This window comes from Cyclobacterium sp. (assembly GCF_014762705.1).
GTDB lineage: Bacteria > Bacteroidota > Bacteroidia > Cytophagales > Cyclobacteriaceae > Cyclobacterium.
Genome location: NZ_JABURL010000080.1, coordinates 94,286 through 117,561, shown reverse-complemented (window position 1 = coordinate 117,561; position 23,276 = coordinate 94,286). Strand labels below are relative to the sequence as shown.

Below are 23,276 nucleotides of genomic sequence, written 5' to 3'. Positions count from 1 at the left end.
AAACTAATGATTTTCCGAAACTTATGCTATTACTTTTGCAAACATATGGCCTTCGAGGTCTCAAAGACCTCAAAGGTTATCGACTATTGTAAAACAAGTTTTATCCCTTTTTTACCCCGGCAATCCACCGCTTTATTTCATCTTCCAATATATCCAAAGGCAGGGCTCCTCCACCCAGCACGGTATCGTGAAACTGGCGCAAATCAAACTGATCCCCCAGTTCATCTTCTGCCATGGCCCGGAGCTCCTGGATTTTAAGCATGCCAACCTTATAGCCGGTGGCTTGCCCTGGCATGACCATATATCGCCTGACCTCAGCTTTGATGGCCCCCTGGGAAATGGAGGAATTGTCTGAAAAGTATTGGATAGCCTCTTGTTCTGTCCATCCCTTGGCATGCAGTCCGGTATCTACCACCAAACGTATGGCCCGCCAGATTTCATTGACCAGCCTGCCAAAATCATAATAGGGGTTTTCATAGCCGCCCATTTCTTTGGCAAGAATCTCGGAATAAAGCGCCCAACCTTCCACATAGGCATTAAATCCCAATTGGGTACGGAATTTTGGGAGGTCTTCCAGCTCCTGAGCAATGGAAATCTGCATGTGGTGGCCCGGGTTCCCTTCATGGTAGGCCACTCCTTCCATGGTGGATTTGGGCATGGCATTCATATCGGATAGGTGGACATAGTACGTACCCTTCCTGGAACCATCGGGGGTGCCTTTGGAATAATGCTGGGGTGCGCCATCCTGTTCCCGGAAAGCTTCCACCCTTCTGACCTGCAATTCCGCTTTGGGTAGCAGTCCAAAATAGTTGGGTAATTGGACAGTGATGGCATCAAGAAAGGCCTTGGAATCATCCAGATAAGCCTGTCGGCCCTCATCCGTGTTGGGGTAAAAAAACTGCTCATCGGTATTGATAAACTCAAAAAATGCTTCCAAACTACCCTCAAAACCGACTTTTTCCTTGATGGCCAGCATTTCCTGTTTGATGCGCTCCACTTCAGCAAGACCGATCTGGTGGATTTCTTCAGCAGTCAGGTCCGTGGTCGTAGACGCTTTCAGGCGGTGTTGGTAAAAAGCATCCCCATCCGGATGCCGGCTGACACCCGTAGGTTTTTCTTCCAACCCAGGCAATTCTGCTTCCAGCCAGGCAATCAGCTCCTCATAAGCTGGTTTAAATCGCTCCTTCAAAGCTTGTGCGGTAGCTTCACGATAAGCTGCTGCCTGATTTTCATCGATTTTCCCTTTTGCTTTCAAACTATCAATTTTGGCAATGGCATCGTTCCAGAGTGGTGAACCTTCCTCTCCTTCATCGAAAGGTTGACCCTTAATGAGTGCGTCCGCCTGGGGGACTACCATTTCATAGGCAAATCGTGGGGGTTTGATACCAGCCTCTGCCTGTTTTTTTGCCCGCTCCAATAGTTGCCGGATGGCTCTGCCTGTTTCGCCCAATCTGCTGATCAGGGCATCCATGTCCGATGGGTCATCCACTTTATGGTAATTGATTAGCATATTGGGCAGCCCTGTATGCACACCCATCATCTGGTTGAATATGTAGGGGTATAGTCTGAATTCAGCTTCCTCCCTGTCCATCTCGTATTGGTATTGCCAAAGGTCGAATGAAACCCTGGCTTCAGGATTAAGGTGGTCTTTGTCAAACTTTTCCAGCATTTCTTTTACACTACTTTGTCGCCATGCCAGCTTTTTGTCAGCGCCCTCTTCACTAAAATCATCCAGCTGATCGTATAAATCCTTGCGGCCCTGTGCGGTAAGTTGAAGCGGATTTTGTTGCAGCCATTCCTCATATTGCACATCTAGCCACTTATTGAATTCGGTACTTTGGTCTTCTTGTTTAACTGGTCCGGAAGTACATTGAAAAAATAAAATCGCAATGAAGATTAGCAGAAGGTTAGGGCTTTTGTACATGGCTTTTATTGGTTAAGGTGATTGGTGGACAAATTCAAAGCTAAAATACTATTTTTTTCTTCAGCTTTCATCATATTGGAAAGCCCCCTGCCCAAGTCCGATAAATTTTGGAAGAACATGGGCTGCTCAATTTCTTGCCCTAAGACAAGTCTACTTTCCGCCTGAAAAGCTTAAATTTATACTTAAAACATTTATTCAGCATTAAACCCAGTCACCATGACCACAGTCAACACCTACCTCACCTTCAACGGCAATTGCCGAAAGGCCTTTGAATTTTACCGCTCCGTATTTGGAGGCGAATTTTCCTCTATCAGTACATTCGGAGAAATGCCAACCCAGGAAGGCTACAAAATGTCAAAAAATGACACTCACAAAATCATGCATGTGGCACTTCCCATCAGCAAGGAAACGGCTTTGATGGGTTCTGATACCAGTGAACATTATGAAAAAGCCACCTTTGGTGATAATTTTTCCATTTCGATCCATACAGATACAAAGGAAGAAGCCGACAGGTTATTTAATGCCCTTTCAGAAAACGGAAAAAAGACCATGCCCATGGACCACACTTTCTGGGGTTCTTATTTTGGCATGCTGAAGGACCAATTCGGCATCAATTGGATGGTCAGTTTTGAAACAGGGACACCATAAACGGTATTCAAAGATAAGGAATAGACCACCATTTAGTTTATTGTTTTGATCCTTTGCCTGGACGCCGCGAATTGAACGAAGAAAACCCTGACTCCCAATAGCGTAATTTTAGAATAAAAATTATTTTGGCATTTGCTATTTTATTGATCTGAGGAATTCATTCTAAAGCATTATTCAAAGCAAAAAATAATGTTTAAAAAACCCTTGTATTATCATAAATTAATTTTTAAATCAACAGGGTTATAGAATATTATTCCTGATATATCAACTAACACAAAATTAAATATATTTTTTAGGCTGAAAATGCCTTGTTGTCGGTTTCATGGAGTTCTGGCATAGTCAAATGCCCTTATTCTTAACCGTAATTTTTTTAGGGATTGATGAAAATTTAGCTTAAAATCCTTATTACCAAAAACATGAAACCGAAAAATTTTCAAAGTTCTACCAGAATGCAGGTCAAAAGAAAGGACACCTTGAATTGCTTTTTGTTGGCTACACTTACCCTATTTTCTCTGGGCTGTTCTTTTAAAAGGGTGAGCAGGGAATTAGTACAAGTAGAAGAAATAAAACTTAACAGCCAAAATAATGAGTATCTGAAGGTTCACATGCAGAATGGAGATGTTTACATTTTTCATTCCTGGAAGGTGGACAAACCCAACGAAATCATTTTCGGTTTTGGAAATCATTTGGATTATAACCGAAATTTAATTGAAACCAGGGGTGGAACAGGTTTAAGTCCTTCTGAGTCCGAACGTATTCATACCCAATTTTTGATTCCGTTTGATGAGATTGTCATTCTGGAAACCAATCAAAAGGGAAACAACCCAGGTGTGGCGGCAATGGTTTTGGTAGGTCTTACAACAGGTGCCTTTTCCCTCTACTGTAGTATCAACCCCAAAGCCTGTTTTGGATCCTGCCCGACCTTCTATGTTTCCGGATTAGATGTACAAAACCTGGTCGGAGAGGGTTTTTCGTCTAGTATTTCCAAATCTTTTGAAGACACAGACATAGATTTGATAGATTTAAACATGGAAGATGGGGCTCCTTTACAACTAATCTTGAAAAATGAAGCCCTGGAAACACACTTGGTTAATAAAGTCAATTTGCTCTCGCTAAGGAAAAATGAAGTAAACAGGGTTTTTCAATCCTCAAATGGTGATTTCCACGAAGTAAAAGACATAGAAAATCCTCTAAAAGCAACCTATCATTCTCAATTGATAACGGATTTTGTTGCGACGAAAGATGATAAAGAATGGTTTAGTCTTGCTGACACTTTTAATTTGTTAAAGAAGGAAACTTTATTTTTGGAATTCAGCAATCCAGGGGTCAGTTCGGGATTAATTATTGAAAAGCGACAAACCTTAATGACTACCTTTCTATTTTATCATTTTTTTTCTCTTATGGGCAATGCCAGCAGTCATTACCTGGCAGGAATGGAAACTTCAGAACCAGGACTTTCCAAAAAAGTAAGGGCTTTCCAGGAGTTACTTGGTGGGATAGAAGTTTTTTATTTAAATGATAAAGGAAACTGGATTTTCCTTGATAAAATTGCAGAAGACGGTCCAATTGTCACGGACTCCCATCTTGTTACCCTCCCATTGTTAGATACCCCGATTATAAAGATAAAACTTAAACTAAACCAGGGATTGTGGAGGATCAATACTTTAAATCTAGCCGTTTTGGAGCGAAAGGTAGCACCGGAAATACATGTTCCCCTTCAGGTAAAATCCAATACTACCAATTTGGCAGATACGGTTGCGTTGAGTAAACTTAAGGGCGACGGATACCTGGTTACTTTCCCGGGAGAAGCTTATACCCTGGATTACGGTATAACTTACCGAAAGGATAGGGAATATTTCGTTGAAAGTAAAGGATATTATATTGAATGGATGCGAGAAGAGTGGTTGGAAGACCAAAATCTTCAAGGAGCAAGGCGGGCAATGCTTCATCCTGAGAAATTTTTGAAGGAGATGGCATTGCCATTTAAGGCTATAGAGCCTAAAATGGAAGAAATATTTTGGAACACCAGGATTTCAGGCAATGGTACACCGGGTAATGATTATTAAAAAAATTTGTATTGCTCTGGTATTTTCCCTGGCAGCATGTAAAATAAACTCCGTTCCTGTTCCGAATGGAATGGAAGTGGATCGCATTAGTTTGTCCAGCCATCCCTATGGTAGTTATATATCGGGTATGGATACCAACAATAATTATTTTGCTGGTGAATTGATTGGGTTCAGAAATGACACCATGGTAGTACTTTCTCAGACCTTACGTCTTATTACAAAAACTGAAGTATCCCATGCCCGGGTAATCATCTATAAACCAAAAAATTACAATGCGGGTTTTCTTATGTTGGCCCCGAACCTAGTAATGATGGCGGCAGGCATCCCATATGGAGGGTCCGCATTGGTCATTGGTGTTTTATTTTCAGCAGTTGATGTTGCAGGAATAATGTCTGCCAAAAGTTGGGAAAAATCAGGCTTCAACTATGTCGACTGGAGTGAAAACCCCAATAAACTTTTGCTTTACAGCCGGTTTCCTGCTGGAATTCCATCCCAAATTGACCTGACCGCCTTACAAGCAGAAAACAAATATTAAGGCCTGTTTGATTAATTTTAATACAAGGCTCATGGTAGCAAGCCTTTGGCTTCTATTTGGTTAAAAGGCCATTTGCATTTACCCGAAAATTATTTTTCAAATAAATAGTAGCGAATGGATTTTGCATTTTAATACATACCGTATTGGGTGTAGATTGTATCTACATCCCTTTTATCCCTTGACTTACAAGAACGAGGCATTTGTAATGCCGGGTTTCATGAAAGTACGTAAATGTTTTTGCGGTTTTAAATAGCAGGTACATTCGGCCATTGCGAATGGCTTTTTGCCAAGTCTTATCTGTTTATAAACCCGAAGATATGAGGGTGAAGTTGCAAACTTCACCCAGTAAACCTACTTCACCGAGCACCATATTTCTCCTGGCATAAACTGTATTAAATTCCATCAAATAATCTGCCTATTAACAAATCAGACCATCAAACCATCAGATAATCAGACCATCACCTCACAGGTACCCACAACACCGCATCGGCTACCACTGCCCCATTTGCATCTTTATTGGAAACTTCCACAAATGGGGAAGTATTGGATTTTAATTCAAAGTCTCCCAAATGTACCCATTCCCCGGAAGTTTGACCCTCTACCCTGATGTCTTCTTCTTTTACCAACATTTCATGCTCTTCAAATCCATCGCCAAGTAGGATATGAGTTTGGGAACTGGCCTCCTGTGTTCTGGAGAAATAAACATAAACATTATATTTTCCTGCATCCTGCACTGCCGCGGTGAATCGAACGGATTTATCACTACTACCCCCGGATTCATCCCTAAGAAAACTCGGGCCGTAACCTCCCCTACTCACCTGTTCCCAGTCCCCGGTCACCGTCACCATACCTTCATCATCATTGTCCACCAGGATATCTGCCGTACTCCCATCTGCCAGAGGATTGGATTCCAACTCTTCCTGAAGGGCCGACACATCAACTTCCTGAACCGACAGCTCCCCGTCAATGGCCATACAGGCCGCCACTGCAGATGATTGCCCCAATACCATAAATACCGGCTCCATGCGGATAGATCCAAAGGCAATATGGCTGGCCGACATGGCCGCCGGGACAAACAGGTTTTTGGCTTCTTCGGCCTGAGGGATTATGGAGCGGTAGGCAATGGGGTATGGCCCAAAACCACCTATTTCCACATTTCCTTCATTTTTAACCATCTTTTTACCCTCCTTTTCGATCACGATCCGCTGAATATTGTGGGAGTCCATGGTGTAGGCAGCCATGCCAATACCATCCTCCACCACCTCATCTCCTACACAATTGGCCTGGGTCATGACATATTCACCTATCATTCTTCTCACTTCCCTCACATAAAGCTGTGGCGTCCAGTTTCCATTATCCACATATTCGTCTTTGGGGTATCCCCATTCCTGCATTTGCTCCTGGATTTCTGCGGGTACGCGGGGGTCTGTTTTGTAAAAATAAAGCAGGGATTTGGTGTAATGGGTATGGGCATCTATGATTTCCTGCCTGCGTTCGTAATCCGCTTCGGGATACTCATGATTCATGCCAATCATATCAGTGGAAAAGCCGCCCCGGTTATTGATGTCTGTTTTATGGTTGGGCATGTGGCTCCAGATAAAATAATTATTGAGACTTTTTCGGTCGGGTTGGGCTTCAAAAAGCCGGACCAGCAGGTCAAACATGGCTGGATCATACCCTTCCGGTTCGGTGATCTCCACCCTATTGGCCGGGTCATTGGTCAGGCAGATCCGGTAATTGTAGGCCTGAATTTTATCGTCTCCGGTCCCATCCGGTTCCAGCTCATCTTCACTGATACCCCATAGTAATCCGCTGGAGGGGTCACCCGGAGTCTTGTATGGATCTATGCCATCCGGAAACTGGTGGCCGTTCATTAGCTGTACGCCGTTATAGGTCTCTCCATAGACCTCATTGGCTTCCCTGCCGATAGCATAACTTACACCCGACATGGCCATAAGGTCCCCCTCATAGGTGGCATCAATAAACATTTTTCCAGATACAGATCGGTGATCCTGGGAGGGATCACTGGATTTTTCCAGTTGAATTCCCTTGATAAAACCATCTTCTTTAATGGCCTCGATAACACGGTAATCGTATTGCACTTCAATCCCTGCCCTGTCCAGGTATTCCTCCTGAAAGGTTTTTTTCGCCACACTGGGTTCAAATATCCACTGTTCAAACTTGCCATAATGATCTCCCAGTCTCCGGTAAAAATCCCTTGATAATCCTGTCACCGCATATTTGTTGCCAATATCGGTATAGCCCAATCCCCCCGTGGTCAAACCACCCAAATGAAGGCTGGGCTCGATTAACAAAACCGATTTTCCCATGGTTTTTGCCGTATAGGCAGCAATGATACCGGCAGAATTGGCTCCATAAACCACTACATCATAGTTTTCTACTTCAGACTCCTTATTCGTAGAACAGGAAATGGTTAGGAAAGCAAGGACAAAACAAAATGATACAATTAAGTTTTTCATGATATTGGAATTTTGTTAATTGATTCTTTTAAACAGCAATAGCCGCACATCCATGACCTGGTCACCCGGGATCTCCAGGGCCTTCAGTACCAATTCGGATCTTCCCTTTTCCAATTTGATTCTACCCATGGGCATGGGTTTAAAGTCTTTTACATAGGACTCCATTCTTTCCACACGATCGTTCTCCATCCCCCTTAGAGGAGGGTCATGGGCCTCTTTTACCTGTGCCTGAACCTGATTTCCACCGACAGAAAGTTGGATTCTGGAACCCAGATTCTTTTCACTACAGGTATAATACACTTCAACGGCAAATTCACCGGCTTCCATGACCTCCACATTCCAGGTAATGCTATCCTGCGTGCTGCTCCAGTTGGTAAAAAAGGAGTCATTGGGGAATCGGTTGCTGCGCTGTATATTTCCATGAGGGTCAGCATCTCTTGCTGGCATTTGGGTATAGGTAGCTCCCGGGTAGCCAAGGGTAAAGGGTCTGGCATTTCCATCAAACTCAGCAGCCATTTCCTCATTCCAATCTGTTTTCGCAAGGCTAAGTTGCCTGGCAATTTCCGGATACTCAGCGGCAATATCAGTAGATTGCCCGGGATCGGCCTCCATATCATAAAGTTTGCCCTCAGGGTCCATGCGATAATGCTGGGTCCTGACACTGGTATTTCCATTCCAATGGTTAAAGATCATCCTGTCTTCCCAATGGGGATTGTCTTCCAACATGATGGGAGCCAGGCTTTTACCATCCAACGGCTTATCTAAAGAAGGACTAATGCCGGTCAAATCCACTAAAGTGGGCAAAAGATCAATGACTCCTGCTATTTGTGGAATGGATTTTCCCTGCGGTAGCCTGCCTGGCCATTGGATAAAAAAGGGACTTCGAACCCCACCTTCGTCAGTGGAACCCTTTCTGCCTTTCATGCCTCCATTCCAGCGAAAGCTGTTGGGGCCATTATCGCTGAGGTAGATCACAATGGTATTTTCTTCCAATCCCAATTCTTCCAGTTTGCCCATTACCCTACCCACATTCCAGTCTATGTTTTCACACATGGCCAGCGCAGCTTTGGTAAATTGTAAATCTTCATTTTGATTTGCAGGCAAAACCATTTCCAATTCCTTAGCTTCAAATTTATCCCACCATTGGCCTGGTACCTGCATGGGAGAATGGGGAGTATTGTAAGGAAGGTATACCAGAAATGGGGCATCTTGCTTGTCTTCTATAAATTCCAGGGCTTTGTTGGTCAAGTCATCCACGAGATATCCTTCCCCCTTTACCAGCTTGCCGTTTTCCTCCAGGGGAGGACTAAAATAATCGCCCCAATGTCCGGAGCAAAAACCATAAAAATAGTCAAACCCCCGTGCATTGGGATGATAGGGATGCTGCATGCCATTGTGCCACTTTCCGAAAGCTGCTGTGGCATAGCCTGCTTCCTGAAACAGATCAACAAAGGTGGTTTCATCCAAGTCCAATCGCTCCTCTCCAGCTGAGGTACCCCTGACTCCTCCCCTCAGGTGGTACCTTCCGGTTAGTAACTCGGCCCGTGTAGGTGAACAAACCGGTTCCACATAAAAGCGGTCGAAACTCAATCCATTTTGTGCCAACTGATCAATATTTGGTGTATGCAGGTTGGTATTGCCGCTGTGGCTCAGGTCCCCCCAACCCTGGTCATCGGATAAAAAGATGACCACATTCGGAGGGCTGGAGGCTTGTTGCTGCACGGGCTGATCACAACCCATGCAGCAGAAAAGACTCAGGAAAAAAACGAATAGGGGTTCTCGGTGGAAGGGCATGAAAGTTAATTGGAAGCGATTCTGTCGGCTAAAGTTAGGACTTGTCCATCCTGCAGCAATTGTTCCTTCAAAGCTGCATAGGAAAGATCCTGCACAGCGATATCCTGGTTCATGGCCATTACAGCCGCTGTAGCAGCCGATTGTCCCAAGATCATAAATACCGGTTCCATCCGAATGGAACCGAAGGCAATATGGCTGGCAGATACCGCTACCGGAACAACGAGATTTTGGATCTCTTCTTTCTTAGGCACAAGTGAACCAAAAGCAATTTCGTAAGGCTGAGGCAAAGAAACCCCGATATCGCCTTCATTGTGAACGTGGCCATTTTCGTCCACATACCGCTGAATATTGTGTGAATCAATGGTATAAGAACCCATCCCTACAGATTCAGGGGTAGGTTTTTTCTGCAACAACTCATTTTCAGTCATCACGTATTTCCCAATCATGCGCCTTGCCTCCCTGACATAAATCTGATGGGGCCAGTTGCCGTTATCGGTAAACTCATCTTTGGCCAATCCCCATTGCTGAAATTCCTCCTGGGTTTCTTTCGGCACCCTGGGGTCATTGGCGACAAAATAAAGCAGACCCTTTTGGTAATCTTCGTGTTCCTGAATGATTTCTTTTCTGCGTTCATAACTCGCTTCCGGGTAATCGTAGTTCATACCGATATTATCCGAGCTGAAGGGTCCGTGGTTGTTGGTGTCGGTTTTACGGTTGGGGATCATGTCGAATTTCCCGAACCATTCCCTCCATCCGGCATCAAAAATTCTTACTAGCAATTCATATTGGGTAGAATCATAATTATCAGGCCTTGGGAAGGGTACCCGGTTATCGGGGTGGTTGGACATGCAGGTCCGGAAGCAGTAAGCCTGTACCTTATTGTCCCCTTCACCTTTTACGCCAGGATCTTCCTCACTGATTCTGGGTAGTAGTCCGGAAGAAGGATCACCAGGTATCCAATAGGGATCTATGGGCTGGTCCAGCACTTTGAAGTGGTGTCTGTGATGGAAAACACCAGTCTGTACCCCGTTCCATTCCTCATCATACACACTATTGGCCTCCCGACCTACATGGTAAGATACGCCGGAAGCTGCCATCAGGTCGCCTTCATAGGTGGCATCGATAAACATTTTACCTTTAAATTCCTTCCCACTTAGGGTCCGGATGGCAGTAATTTTGCCATCTTCTACCGTAACGCCGTTTTCCCGGTCCAGCCATTCATCCCGCAAAATTTCAATATTCAGCTCTTCTACCCACTCATCATATACCTCTTCAGCCACATGGGGTTCAAATATCCACATGGTACGAAACTCCCCGTCAATGGCGGGAGTTCCCTGACCCTGATTGCCAAAATCTGCCCGATCTTCCCATTTCCAGGCATCTTCCTCCTGGTATTTGTTATAGACGCGTTGGTAGAACTCCCTGGACAGGCCACCGATGACTTCTTTTTTACCCGTATCGGTCCAGCCCAGGCCGCCGGCAGTCAGCCCCCCCAGATGCGTATCCGGAGAGATTACGATAACGGATTTTCCCATTTTTTTTGCCTGAATGGCTGCAGTAATTGCTCCGGATGTACCTCCGTAGACGATTACGTCTGTAATTTCTTCCTGCTCTTCGGCCGGGCCACAGGCAATAAAAGCGAATAGCAAAGAAAGGGCCAACAGGGCACTTTTAAATGTTTGTAAATGTATCATACTTTAATAAATTATAGCGCTTGTAGATTTTCGTTTACTGTGTTTATGGGTTTAATTCCATTTTCTCAGGATCCCAGCCCATTATTTTCTTTTCAAAATAACTGATATTTCCTGCTTCCGTGGGTCCGGAGGCCCTAAGGCCGAATACCGCATCTTCGACGACTGGTTTTCCGGTTTGGATGGAGTCAAAGAAATTAACAAAGTGCTCGTACCGGTCTCCTTTGTAATCAGGGGGAACCTTAAACTCAAACTGCGAAGGGCCTACCAAAGAAGCTTTGGGCGGGTATTTTTTATAGTGATCTGCCTTTATAGCCTCCTGCATGGCTTCGGGGAAGCTGTTGAGAGACATTCCCGGATCTTTGGGAAAAGGTGTTTTTCGCAGTGTTAATCCAGAAAACCCTATTGAAATATCCCCTTCGGACCCTACGATCCGAAAAAGAAAATTATCCCCTCCTCCACTGACCAGATTGGTGCGTAATGCCAGATTGAAGGCAGGATGTTCTGGAGAATCCGGGTAATCAAATAAACCCAAATGAAGGTCAGGAACGTCCCTGCCGTCTTTCCAATACCGAAGACCACCGGTGGCAAGCACCCGATTCGGCCCTTTAGACCCAGTGACAAAGTGCAGCATGGACAGCATGTGAACGTAGAGGTCACCCGCTACCCCGGTACCATAATCCCGGTAATTTCTCCACCGAAAAAAGCGCAAAGGATCCCAGGGTCTGTCTGGAGCCTGTCCCAGATAAGTATCCCAATCAACCGTTTCAGGTGAGGCATCCAAAGGAACCGTATACTGCCAGGCTCCTCTGGCACTGTGCCGGTCTATTTGAGCCTCTGCAAAATTTATTTCTCCGATTTCCCCGGCATCAATCAGTTCCTTTGCTTTGGCATGAATGATGGAGCTCACGTATTGGCTACCTACCTGAAATACTTTACCGGTCTTTTGCTGCATTTGTATAATCGCATGCCCGTCTTCAGATTTTTGGACCATGGGTTTTTCGCAATAGACATGTTTGCCTTTTTCCATGGCATCCAGACATATTTTCTGGTGCCAATGGTCTGTCGTGGCATTGATTACGGCATCTACATCAGATCTCTCCAGGATTTCCCGGTAATCCTTGGTGGTAAACAAGTCCTTTCCCCAAAGCTCTTTGGCCCGGACAAGCCGACCGTCATACAGGTCACAGGCAGCCACCACTTCAACTCCATTTACCATCAGGGCTGTATTGACATCACCTATGCCCATTCCTCCGGTTCCGATGACGGCAATGCGGATGTTGTCATTGGCAGCCGGCATTTTTCCTTGTTGGGTTGGTTTCAGGTATTGTACAGAGGCGGATGAGCGCATGCCTGCTGCCATGGCTGAAGGGACGCCTGCGGCCAGAGCAGCTGAAGTACTGAGTCTTTTTAGAAATGACCTGCGGGTTTTGTTGGGTTTCATGTGTCTATAATTGTTTTTTATTTGCCACATGGAATCTCGCATGGTTGTTAGTCATCCCAGTGTGTGACGGCTACGTCATGCTCGATTTCATGTGTTTATAATTTTATTTCATATGTCAGATGCCTGCCTTCAGACAGGGAATCTTTGACGATTAAAATTAGTATTCCTGTCTGAATCAAACTATAGGACTGAAAGGTTTACTTGTGTTCGAGGATTTGCTGATCTTCTTTGAGCTTTGCAGCCAGTAGTTGGTAATCCAGATCCTGAACAGCCACATTTTGGTCTATGGCCAAAGATGCGGCAGTAGCAGCAGACTGTCCCAATACCATAAAAACCGGTTCCATCCGGATCGACCCAAAGGCCACATGCGTTGAACTCACACATACCGGAACCAATAAATTAGCGGACTCCCCTTTTTTCGGAACAATGGCCCGGTAAGGAATGGGATAAGGATCAGGTACATGGGCTTCAAAGTTACCTTCATTTTGCACGTATCCATTGTGATCCACAAAGCGCTGCACCATATGGGAGTCCATGCCATAAGCGGCTAAACCCACTACATCGGCTACAGGAGGCTCCAGGCCTTCACAATCCCTTTGGGTCACCACATAGTCGCTGCGCATTCTTCGTGCCTCCCGGATATAAAGCTGGGGTGTCCAACCCTCTCTTTCCTCAAATTCATCCTTTGCCATGCCCCATTTGGAGACCACATCCCTCACTTTCTGCGGAATGCGGGGATGATAAGCCAGTGTCCACATCAGTCCTTGCTGGTATTCCAGGTGCCGTTGCGCAATGGCTTCCCGCTCTTCATAGCTGGCCTCTGGAAAATTGTGGTTTTGTCCTACAAAGTCCGTAGAGAAACCTTTTTGATTATTGGTATCCGTTTTTCGGTTGGGCATGGGGGTATTGATCCAGGGTACCAATGGGTCACCATAGTGGTACATTTCTTCCAGAGGCCCGGTGGCCGCCTCGTAATTTCTAAACAAAAGCTCGTATTCGATCTCCTTGTAATTGTCTGGCTTTTCAAAGGGAATCCGGTTATCCGGATGATCGGTCAGGGTCATTCTAAAGCAATATGCCTGAAGCTTATCGTCAGCAGTACCGTCAATCCCAGGGCCACCCTCAATGATGAAGGGCAGTAAACCACTGGAGGGATTTCCTTCTTCCACGTATGGATCCACTCCTGGGATAAAGTTATGGTGGATGGCATTGCGGGAAACATTGTTTTTAAGGGTCCTGTTATAATAGTTTGCCTGTACTCCGTTTAGGGTTTCACCAAATTCGCTATTGGCCTCTCTTCCCACCATATAACTCACCCCCGCAGCTGCCAGCAAATCCCCTTCGTAGGTAGCATCCATAAACATTTTGCCCTTATAGGTTTCACCACTTTCCATGGTAATGGCAGTAATGCGGTTATTTTGTGATTCCACTCCATTGGCCCGGTCCAGGCGCTTTCCGGTCACCAACCTGATGTCTTCGGCAGCCATCATCTGTTCGTATACCGCTTTGGCTGCAGAGGGTTCAAAGGTCCACATGGCATCTTCCCCCTCTTTGGACCTTCCCTGATCAGGACGGGTAAAGTAATCTGACCGGTCCTGCCAGGTCCAGTTGTCCGGATTGTCATAATAGCTTTTGATCCCCTGGTAAAACTCCCTGGAGATCCCACCTATGGCTTGCTTATTGCCAATATCTGTTGCTCCCAGGCCTCCGGTGGTCAGCCCTCCAACATGATTGGAGGGTTCGATCAGGATCACGGATTTGCCCATGCGGGAACTTTGAATGGCGGCGGCTACTCCGGCAGATGTTCCTCCGTAAATGACGATATCATAAGATTGGTTTTGTCCCAGGGCCGGATGAAAGGCCAGAACTGAAAAAAGGAAACATAAAGCGAGTAATAGACTTTTCATATGATTATTATTGTTTTTTAGGGGTCATATGGAATCTTTGACGATTAAAATAATCATGGCCCAATGTGATTAATGATTATTTTAATCGTGTCGATTTCATGTATTTTGATGTTTTAATAAACGGAATCTAAGTAATTATAATAGATTGAATCTAAGCAATTTTTATTATTCCAGCCTTTGTTTGTGGGCTATTAATTCTGTTTTTAATTTATTGTAGGGTAAATCATGAACGGTAAGGTCATTGTCTATGGAAATGGAAGCAGCAATAGCAGCAGATTGGCCCAGCACCATAAATACGGGTTCCATACGAATGGAACCAAACCCAATGTGTGTGGCACTCAGGCATACAGGAACAAACAGGTTATTGACTTCCCCTTTTTTGGGTATAATGGATTTGTAGCTGATTGGATAGGGACCTTTCACAGATGCCTGCACATTTCCCTCATTCTGTACATAGCCATTGTGGTCAACATACCGTTGGATATTATGGGAATCCATGCCGTAAGCTGCCAGGCCCACTGCATCGTCAGCGACTTCCAGCCCTTCACAGTGGTGTTGGGTCATTACATAATCACTTACCATTCTTCTGGCCTCTCTAATATACAATTGGTTTTGCCAGCCATCTTCCCGTTCAAATTCATCCTTACAGGTACCCCATTGTGATACTACATTGCGGATTTTTTCAGGCATTCTGGGATGATAGGCCAGGCTCCACATCAGACCCTTTTGGTAATTTCTATGGGCTTCGATGATTTTTTCCCTTTCCTCATAGGAAGCTTCCGGGTATGCGTGGTTCTGTCCAGTAAAATCCGTAGAAAAGCCATGGTTATTATTGGTATCCGTCTTGCGGTTGGGCATGGGAGAATTGATCCAGGGAAGCCTGGTTTCTCCTGCCTCATAATTCCGAAAAAGCAATTCGTAATTAATTTCTTCGTAACCCGGGGGTTTTTCAAAAGGGATCCTGTTTTCAGGATGGTCTGTCAGGCACATGCGAAAACCATAAGCCTGTACTTTTTTATCACCCCTTCCATCTATACCTGGACCGCCTTCAATAATGTAAGGCAACAGACCACTTTCAGGATTGCCTTTTTCCACATAGGGATCCACTCCTGGTACAAAATTATGGTTGGCAGCATTTTTGGACAAATTGCCTTTCAGCGTAATGCTCCAGTGGTTTGCCTGAACGCCGTTCACCGTTTCCCCATATTCCTCATTACTCTCCCGACCTACGGTATAACTAACACCTGCGGTTGCCATCAAGTCTCCCTCGTAAGTCGCATCCATAAACATTTTTCCGGAATAGGTCTTTCCGCTTTCCATGGTAATGGATTGAATCCTGCCCCCGGATTTGCTCACACCTCGGTCGGAGCGGTCTAACCTTTGATTATAAAAGATATCTATGTTTTCGGCAGCAATCATTTGCTCGTATACCTCCAGGGCAGCTGAAGGCTCGAAGGTCCACATGGCATCCTCTCCTGCTGCAGTACGGGTCTGGCCGCCGTCCTGATACTCCTCCGGGGATTGCCATTTCCAGTTTTCGGGATGCTCGTAATGCTTCCGGATATTTTGGTAAAATTCCCTTGCTATTCCTCCAATGGCTTGTTTGTTGCCTATATCCGTCTGGCCCAGACCACCTGTGGTCAGCCCTCCCAACCTGCTGGAAGGTTCAATGAGGACGACAGATTTGTCCAAACGGGAAGCCTGAATCGCTGCTGCAACGCCTGCGGATGTTCCTCCGTAGATAACCAGGTCATATGGCTCATTCTGCGCCATTCCAACCCGGACAGGTCCCGTTTCCAGCAGCAAACAAATGGTTAAAATCAGATAATGCATGTCAGTTTGGGTTTTATAATTTGCTACCTGGCAGTAGTTATTCAAGTCTCTGCCTGTAGGTAATTAATTCATTTCTTAAGAGCTGATATGGAACAGCCTGTACACTGCTTTTGGCATCAATTGCCAGGGAAGCTGCTATAGCTGCCGACTGACCCAGAACCATAAATACCGGTTCCATGCGAATTGAACCAAAGGCAATATGTGAGGCACTTAGACAAACAGGAACCAAGAGATTTTTCGCTTCACTCTTTTTAGGAACAATGGATCGGTAACTTATGGGATAAGGTCCAGGCACGCTACCTTCCACATTCCCCTCGTTTTTTACAAAGCCATTGGCATCCACATACCGCTGTACGTGATGGGAATCCATTCCATAGGCGGCCAGAGCGATAGGGTCCTCAGCTACTTCCAGCCCTTCACAATGGTGTTGGGTCATGACGTAATCACTCACCATCCTACGGGCCTCTCTTATGTAAAGCTGCGCAGGCCAGCCATCCTCCCGAGCGAATTCATCCTTGCAAGTGCCCCATTTTGAAACCTCATCACGCACTAGCTGAGGGATTCTGGGATGATAAGCCAGCGTCCACATCAGGCCCTTTTGGTATTCCCTGTGTGCTTGCGTGATTTTTTCTCTTACTTCGTAGTTGGCCTCAGGATAAGCATAATTTTGCCCGATAAAATCGGTCGAAAAGCCATGTTTGTTATTGGTATCTGTTTTCCGGTTGGGCATGGCCGAATTGGCCCAGGGAAGGTAAGGGGTTCCATAATCATACATTTTCTCCAGGTCTCCTGCCACTTCGTAATTCCTGAATAACAATTCATAATTTGCCTCATCATAGGAAGCCGGCTTTTCAAAGGGAACCCTGTTTTCAGGATGATCTGTCAGTGTCATCCGAAAACAATAGGCCTGAATTTTTGCGTCCCCGCTACCATCAATTCCCGGTCCTGTAGAAGAAATGAAGGGAAGCAATCCGGAATCCGGATCACCAAGCACGATGTAAGGGTCCACCCCATCCACCAAATTATGATTTCTCCCATTCTTAGCCGGTTTTCCGCCTAGGGTAACACCATATGTATTGGCCTGAACACCATTGAGAGTTTCTCCATAAAGGTGATTGGTTTCCCTGCCAATCGTATAGGATACGTTTGCCGCTGCCATCAGGTCTCCTTCATAGCTGGCATCAATGAACATGCTCCCATAAATTCGTTTCCCGCTTTCCATCTCCAGTGCTTTTATGCTTTGGTTTTTCATTATTACGCCGGTCTTGCGGTTTAGTCTTTCATCATAGACGAGGGTAATGGAACTTTCATTGGCAATCATCTCTTCCAGAACGTGCAAAGCTGCAGAAGGCTCAAAGGTCCACATGGTTTCCTCTCCCTCTTCAGAACGGGAATAGGCCACTCCTTTGTAATTTTTCTTTTCCTGCCATATCCAGTTTTCAGGCTGATCGTAGTACAGCTTTATATTTTGGTAAAACTCGCGGGCTATTCCCCCGATCGCTTGCTTGTTTCCGATATCCGTTTGTCCCAGACCACCGGTAGTAAGCCCTCCCAGCCTGTTTCCGGATTCGATCAACACGACTTGCTTACCCATTCTAGCTGCTTGTATGACGGCGGTGATCCCAGCGGAAGTCCCACCATAAACCACCAGGTCATACTTGCTAACCTGAGAGAACACCTTAGGAGACTGGCCAATGCAAAGAATGGCGCAAAGGATGATCTGAAGGAAAAAAGCAAGACATTTCTTTGCTCCTTTTGCCTGGGCAGCATTAATAGGTATGGGAAGGGATTCCTGCCCCAACCGTTTGGGGAAGGAATCCCTGAAATTATCAATTTTCAGCATCAGCTCCGGTATCAATAACCCGGATTCTGGGTCAATGCTGTATTGGTTTCCAGTTCAATTCGGGGTATGGGCCAAAGGTAATCCCTGTTGGGATTGAAATCCCGGGTTTCTACAACCACCATTTCATCCGCATTGCTGATATGATCGTAGCTAGGTGTGCCGATGGCATCGATCATGGGGGGCTCGTTGAGCCAGCCACCTTCACCATATCGGTTTACCCTGCCCCGGTAGGGACCGGGAATCACCTCTTCGGCAATGCCCCACCTGCGGATATCGAAATACCTGAATCCCTCTATACCCAACTCATGTCTTCTTTCCTTACGAACCAGATTTCTCATTTCCTCCTGGGTCTTTCCTGATGCAATGGGTGGCATTTGAACCGATTCTCTCTGTCGGATAGCATTGATGGCATTATAAACGCTTTCGTCAATTTGGTTCAGTTCCACCTTGGCTTCGGCATAATTCAACAAAACTTCACCCAGGCGGAATATCGTCAGGTTCTGATCAGTAGACCCTACATCTGTTGGATAATTGGCCACATCCACATGTTTGCGGTACAGGTAGCCAGTAAAGGAGGCATAGGCATGTTGTGCTTCGATATTGGGTACCCGTACGCTATCTTCTCCCTGAAATTCCCAGGTCATGGTGCTGTCGCTATGCGTTTCATAGATCCAGTTAACCAATCGGGAACCAGGTACCACCAAGGTGTAATCCAATCTGGGGTCCCGGTTTTCAAAGGGACTTTGTGGGTCATAAAGTGGCGATTCATCAATCGGTAATCCATCTATGCAGTCATAGGTATCTACAAAATCCTGTGGCGGCTTTTTATTGGAATGGCCCAATGCCATTCTGGACCAGAAATTTCTTGGCATATTATGCGTTTGTACTCCCCTCAAATATTGGATGCGGGTGATTACCTCCGGAGAATTATCCCCCGCAAAGGTAAACATGCCTTCGTAATCCGGATCAATTGAATAAGCCTGAGAATCCATAAGCTCCTTTGCTGCACTGGCAGATTCTTCCCACCTTTCATTCCATAAAGCCACGCGCGACATCAACGCCAGGACAGTTCCCTGGGTAATTCTGCCCTTTTCAGTTGCTTCCATGGGCAGGTAGGCCTTTATTTCATTTAGCTCGTCCATTACAAAATCAATCACTTCAGATTTTGGGGTCCTGGGCGTTTGCGATTCCTCCAGGGTCAGTGTAGTTGTCACCAGAGGAACGTCTCCGTACAATTCGGCCAGGTAAGCGTAGAAATAGGCGCGGATAAATCTGGCTTCTCCTACGAGCCGGTCATATTTGGCCGGATCCATTTCATCCCGCAGGTGGCTGCCTCTGGAGGTAATGAAGTTGGTGCGGTTAATGGCCCGGTAGAAATGGGACCAGAAACCATTCGTAAACCCATTGTCGGCATTTTGCTCTCCCCTGCCCAGGGCCTGAAGGGTACTCCCGTTTCGGTCCCAGCCATCATCAGAGGCAAAATCGAAAGACAAAAACCAGGCAATTCCTGCAGGCCAATACCAAAGACGGTTATACACTCCGGTCACGGCCATTTCCAATTCGGTTTCATTTTCAAAATACGTCTCACTGGATGGAGAATCCAGCGGCATCCGCTCCAAAAACTCATCTTCACAAGAAGCAGAGAAGAATAGAACGGGAATCAATAATATATATTTAATTAGATTTTTCATCGGTTCCTGCTGTTTAGAAGTTAACATTCAAGCCCATGGTGTAGGTAGTCATCTGCGGATACCAACCCCCATTGCTAACGGGTGCTTCCGGGTCGTAGCCCTCATAAAAATCCGTAATGGTAAACAGGTTTCTACCACTCAGGTAAATACGTGCCCGCTGGATATTCAGCCTTTCGAGGACATTTTCAGGAAGGGAATAACCGAATTGTAGGTTCTGGCCCCTTAAATAGGCCGCATTCCGCATCCAAAAGCTGGAATTTTGTTCGTTATTAGTTCGGTTCCAGGCCAATCTGGGAAAGGAGGCATCCGGATTATCGGGGGTCCAACGGTCTTTGTGCTGTTCCTGTACTGTACCACCCAGGTAAAAGGGCATGATGCCCTGGCCAAACAGGTAGCCATCCGCTTTGCCTACTCCTTGTAAAAACAAGGAGAAATCAAATCCCTTGTAATCGGCATTAAGCCGCAGACCAAAGGTATGCCTGGGTATAGGGCTGCCAATCACTGCAAGGTCCCGGTCATTAATCATACCGTCTCCATCTACATCGCGGTACTTGATGTCACCCGGAGCAATGTTTCCAAATTGATCGGCATGGTTGTCCACCTCTTCCTGAGTTTGAAACAAACCTTCCGAAATGTAGCCGAAAAAAGAGCCAATGGGGTACCCCTCCCTGTTTACGGTCAGGCCGGTATTTTCAATACCGCGCATGTCAATGATTTCGTTGCGTACATCGGAATAATTGACCATAACGCTATAATTCAAATCCCCTACCTTATTGCGGTAATTGACCATCAATTCAAAACCATTGTTTTTTACCTCCCCGGCATTTTGAAAAGGAGCACTTAATCCAATGGTCTGAGGGATATTCAGCGGAAGGAGAATATCTTTTGTCCTCCTTATGTAATAATCTGCTGCCACATCCAATTTGCCCCAAAGGTTTAAATCCAATCCAATATCAGTGGTTTCGGTCATTTCCCATTGGATGGATGAATTGGCCATGCTGTTCAAAGCCGCACCCGGAGCATTAGCCTCATCAAACACATAATCCTGGGCTCCTCCTCCAAGGGACATAAATGCGGCAAAGGGATACAAACCTATATTTTGATTGCCCAATTGGCCCCAGCTGGCTCTCAACTTCAACTGATCAATGATGCCGGAATTGCCCTGCATGAAATTCTCCTCCGAAATCCGCCATCCGGCAGAAAAGGAAGGGAATACACCCACACGGTTGCCTTCGGCAAAGCGCGAGGAGGCATCCCTACGGACATTCCCCTCCAACAGGTACCTTTCGTCGTAATTATAGGTAACCCTGCCGAATACAGATTGCAACGCCCAGTGAGAGGCGGCACCACCTGTTTGTTCATTCGCCCGGTTACCTGCATTGATCTGCTGGTATTGGGGCAAAGGAAACACCTCCCGATAAGCAGAAATCCACATGTTGGTCTGGTCTTCCTGCTGGTACCCTGCGGTGATTCCAAGGGTATGTACTTCATTGAAAGTTCTGTCCATGGTAACAATTGCCCGGATGTTGTTGTACCATTCACGGTCAAACCTTTCGCTCAAAGAATTACGCTGGGGCACAAAATGGGTAGGGGTTACTCCATCCCGGGCATAGGTCTGGGTAATATTTGAAAAACTTTTGGTATGAGGATTCCAGAACTTGGGGGCATACATCAATTCAGCCGACAACCAATCGGTAATTTTATAGTTCAGACGGAAGTTAAGAATGGCATCCAAACTTTCTTCCGTTCTCAGGCCGCCATCTTTGGCACGCGCCAGCGGATGATCACCATTCCAGCCTTCTCCATAGCGCCCGTTGGACAATATGCCAACTTCATTTGCAGGAATTCTTCGCATCCAGTGAAAAACATATCCGGTGCCTGAGGACGGTTCCCTTTGATATGCCCTTCGTAAAAATATATCTGTGGACAATGTCAATTTATCGGAAACGTTGACATCAGAGTTGAGCCTGAGGTTAAACCGGTTAAAATCGGTATTGGGAATGATACCGTCCTGGTCCAGATAACTGATAGAACCAAAAACCCTTGCTTTTTCACTTCCGGCATTGATACTTACATTATGATTTTGCATAAAAGCCGTATTTTTTAGAGTCAGGGCCTGCCAGTCTGTATTTGGGTACTTATCGGAAGGCATACCGGCCCGGTAATCAGCAAGGAATTGTTCAGAATATTGCGGGTCATTACCCACATTGGTAAATGCTTCGTTGGCCAACTCCATGTGATCCAATGCACCTACAATTTCCGGCATGCGGGTAGGTACCTGAAAGCCTGCATACATGTTGTAATTGACACGTACACCTTCTACCCCTCTCTTAGTGGTGATGAGGACTACGCCATTGGCGGCACGTGCACCATAGATGGCCGCTGAAGAGGCATCTTTCAAAATAGATATGTTTTCTATTTCATTTGGATCCACATTGTTAAGACTGGTTTCTACTCCGTCTACCATAACCAAAGGGTCGGAATCTCCCAGGGTACCGATTCCTCTGATCCGAATGGCTCCCCCATCTGATCCCGGCTGACCGCTTCGTTGGGTGATGGTCACCCCTGGTGCTATTCCCTGTAGGGCCATGGAGGTCTGACCTACCGGCTGGTTCACGATGTCCTCTGAAGTAACCGTGCTTACGGCTCCTGTAAGGTTAACTTTTTTCTGCGTACCATAACCTACTACCACAATTTCATCCAGCGAAGAAAGGTCCTCCTCCATGGTCACATTGACCTCATTTTGGTTGCCCAACTCAATGCGCTGTGATTCGTAACCAATGTAGGAAATCACCAGAACGGCATCATCAGGTACTTCCAGGCTAAAATTCCCGTCAATATCCGTGGCAGTACCAATGGTAGTACCCTCCACCAATACAGTAGCTCCTGGAATCCCTTCTCCGTTAGCGTCTACCACTTTTCCAGTGATCGGGCGCTCTTCTATCAAAATTTCAATGGGTTCTTTGGGTTTCTTATTACCCGGGGCTACATAAATGGAATTGTCTATTTGTTTGAATTTCAAATTGGCGCCCAGGGCTATATCCAATAGCAACTCATTTACGGTTTGCCGTTTACTTTTGAGGTTCAATTGTGCCTTATTGTTCAGAATTTCCTCTCCCAGAACGAAGGAATAGTCTGTTTTTTCTTCCACTTCCTGAAAGATTTCCTCTAAACCCCATTCTGCTTTGCTTAGCCGGATATGGGATTCATCAATGGGCTTGATCTGGGCACTGATCTCATGTGCCATCAATGTCGTCATGAACAAACATTGAATAACCAAACCATACAATAAGTTTTTCGATACCATTTTGATTAGGTACAGTAATTTTCTTTTCATAATTTTAAAGGATTTTGAGTTTTACACTTTAAAGTCAGCAGGGCAAAGCAATTCATTTGGCGATGGAGGTTTTGTCCTGCATT

General features: G+C 45.7%; 13 protein-coding genes. 3 read left to right on the top strand and 10 right to left on the bottom strand.

What is annotated here, in order from left to right; all coding sequences use genetic code 11:
• Positions 1-100: 100 nt before the first annotated feature.
• Positions 101-1,924, bottom strand: coding sequence for a DUF885 family protein (locus HUJ21_RS15305; RefSeq protein WP_291371273.1), 1,824 nt, complete (start codon positions 1,922-1,924; stop codon positions 101-103).
• 216 nt (positions 1,925-2,140) lie between these two features.
• Here HUJ21_RS15305 and HUJ21_RS15300 point away from each other — a divergent pair, with 216 nt between their 5' ends.
• The 3 genes from HUJ21_RS15300 (at position 2,141) to HUJ21_RS15290 (ending at position 5,173) form a co-directional block, all read left to right on the top strand.
• Positions 2,141-2,572, top strand: a complete 432-nt coding sequence (locus HUJ21_RS15300) for a VOC family protein (RefSeq protein WP_291371271.1) — start codon at positions 2,141-2,143, stop codon at positions 2,570-2,572.
• 416 nt (positions 2,573-2,988) lie between these two features.
• Positions 2,989-4,638, top strand: a complete 1,650-nt coding sequence (locus HUJ21_RS15295) for a hypothetical protein (RefSeq protein ID WP_291371269.1) — start codon at positions 2,989-2,991, stop codon at positions 4,636-4,638.
• Entirely contained in the window at positions 4,628-5,173 is a 546-nt protein-coding gene (locus tag HUJ21_RS15290; RefSeq protein WP_291371267.1) for a hypothetical protein, read from the top strand. Before HUJ21_RS15295 ends, HUJ21_RS15290 begins: the two co-directional genes overlap by 11 nt.
• A gap of 458 nt (positions 5,174-5,631) precedes the next feature.
• Here HUJ21_RS15290 and HUJ21_RS15285 read toward each other — a convergent pair whose 3' ends face one another.
• The 9 genes from HUJ21_RS15285 to HUJ21_RS15245 form a co-directional block, all read right to left on the bottom strand.
• A complete protein-coding gene (locus HUJ21_RS15285; RefSeq protein WP_291371265.1) occupies positions 5,632-7,653 on the bottom strand; it encodes an FAD-dependent oxidoreductase in 2,022 nt (673 codons plus the stop codon).
• A 15-nt stretch (positions 7,654-7,668) separates the two neighbouring features.
• Positions 7,669-9,447 (bottom strand): arylsulfatase, encoded by a 1,779-nt coding sequence (locus HUJ21_RS15280; RefSeq protein WP_291371263.1) that lies wholly within the window; start codon positions 9,445-9,447, stop codon positions 7,669-7,671.
• Between the two features lie 5 nt (positions 9,448-9,452).
• Positions 9,453-11,141: an FAD-dependent oxidoreductase gene (locus HUJ21_RS15275; RefSeq protein ID WP_291371261.1), complete on the bottom strand. Its 1,689-nt coding sequence runs from the start codon at positions 11,139-11,141 to the stop codon at positions 9,453-9,455.
• A 43-nt stretch (positions 11,142-11,184) separates the two neighbouring features.
• Entirely contained in the window at positions 11,185-12,582 is a 1,398-nt protein-coding gene (locus HUJ21_RS15270) for a Gfo/Idh/MocA family oxidoreductase (RefSeq protein WP_291371259.1), read from the bottom strand.
• A gap of 197 nt (positions 12,583-12,779) precedes the next feature.
• The gene (locus tag HUJ21_RS15265) at positions 12,780-14,489 is read right to left on the bottom strand and encodes an FAD-dependent oxidoreductase (RefSeq protein ID WP_291371257.1); all 1,710 of its coding nucleotides are present in this window, start codon (positions 14,487-14,489) and stop codon (positions 12,780-12,782) included.
• A gap of 165 nt (positions 14,490-14,654) precedes the next feature.
• Positions 14,655-16,322, bottom strand: a complete 1,668-nt coding sequence (locus HUJ21_RS15260) for an FAD-dependent oxidoreductase (RefSeq protein WP_291371256.1) — start codon at positions 16,320-16,322, stop codon at positions 14,655-14,657.
• 37 nt (positions 16,323-16,359) lie between these two features.
• A complete protein-coding gene (locus HUJ21_RS15255) occupies positions 16,360-18,165 on the bottom strand; it encodes an FAD-dependent oxidoreductase (RefSeq protein WP_291371254.1) in 1,806 nt (601 codons plus the stop codon).
• 11 nt (positions 18,166-18,176) lie between these two features.
• Entirely contained in the window at positions 18,177-19,856 is a 1,680-nt protein-coding gene (locus HUJ21_RS15250; RefSeq protein WP_291371252.1) for a RagB/SusD family nutrient uptake outer membrane protein, read from the bottom strand.
• A gap of 13 nt (positions 19,857-19,869) precedes the next feature.
• Positions 19,870-23,193 (bottom strand): TonB-dependent receptor, encoded by a 3,324-nt coding sequence (locus tag HUJ21_RS15245; protein WP_291371250.1) that lies wholly within the window; start codon positions 23,191-23,193, stop codon positions 19,870-19,872.
• Positions 23,194-23,276: the final 83 nt, after the last annotated feature.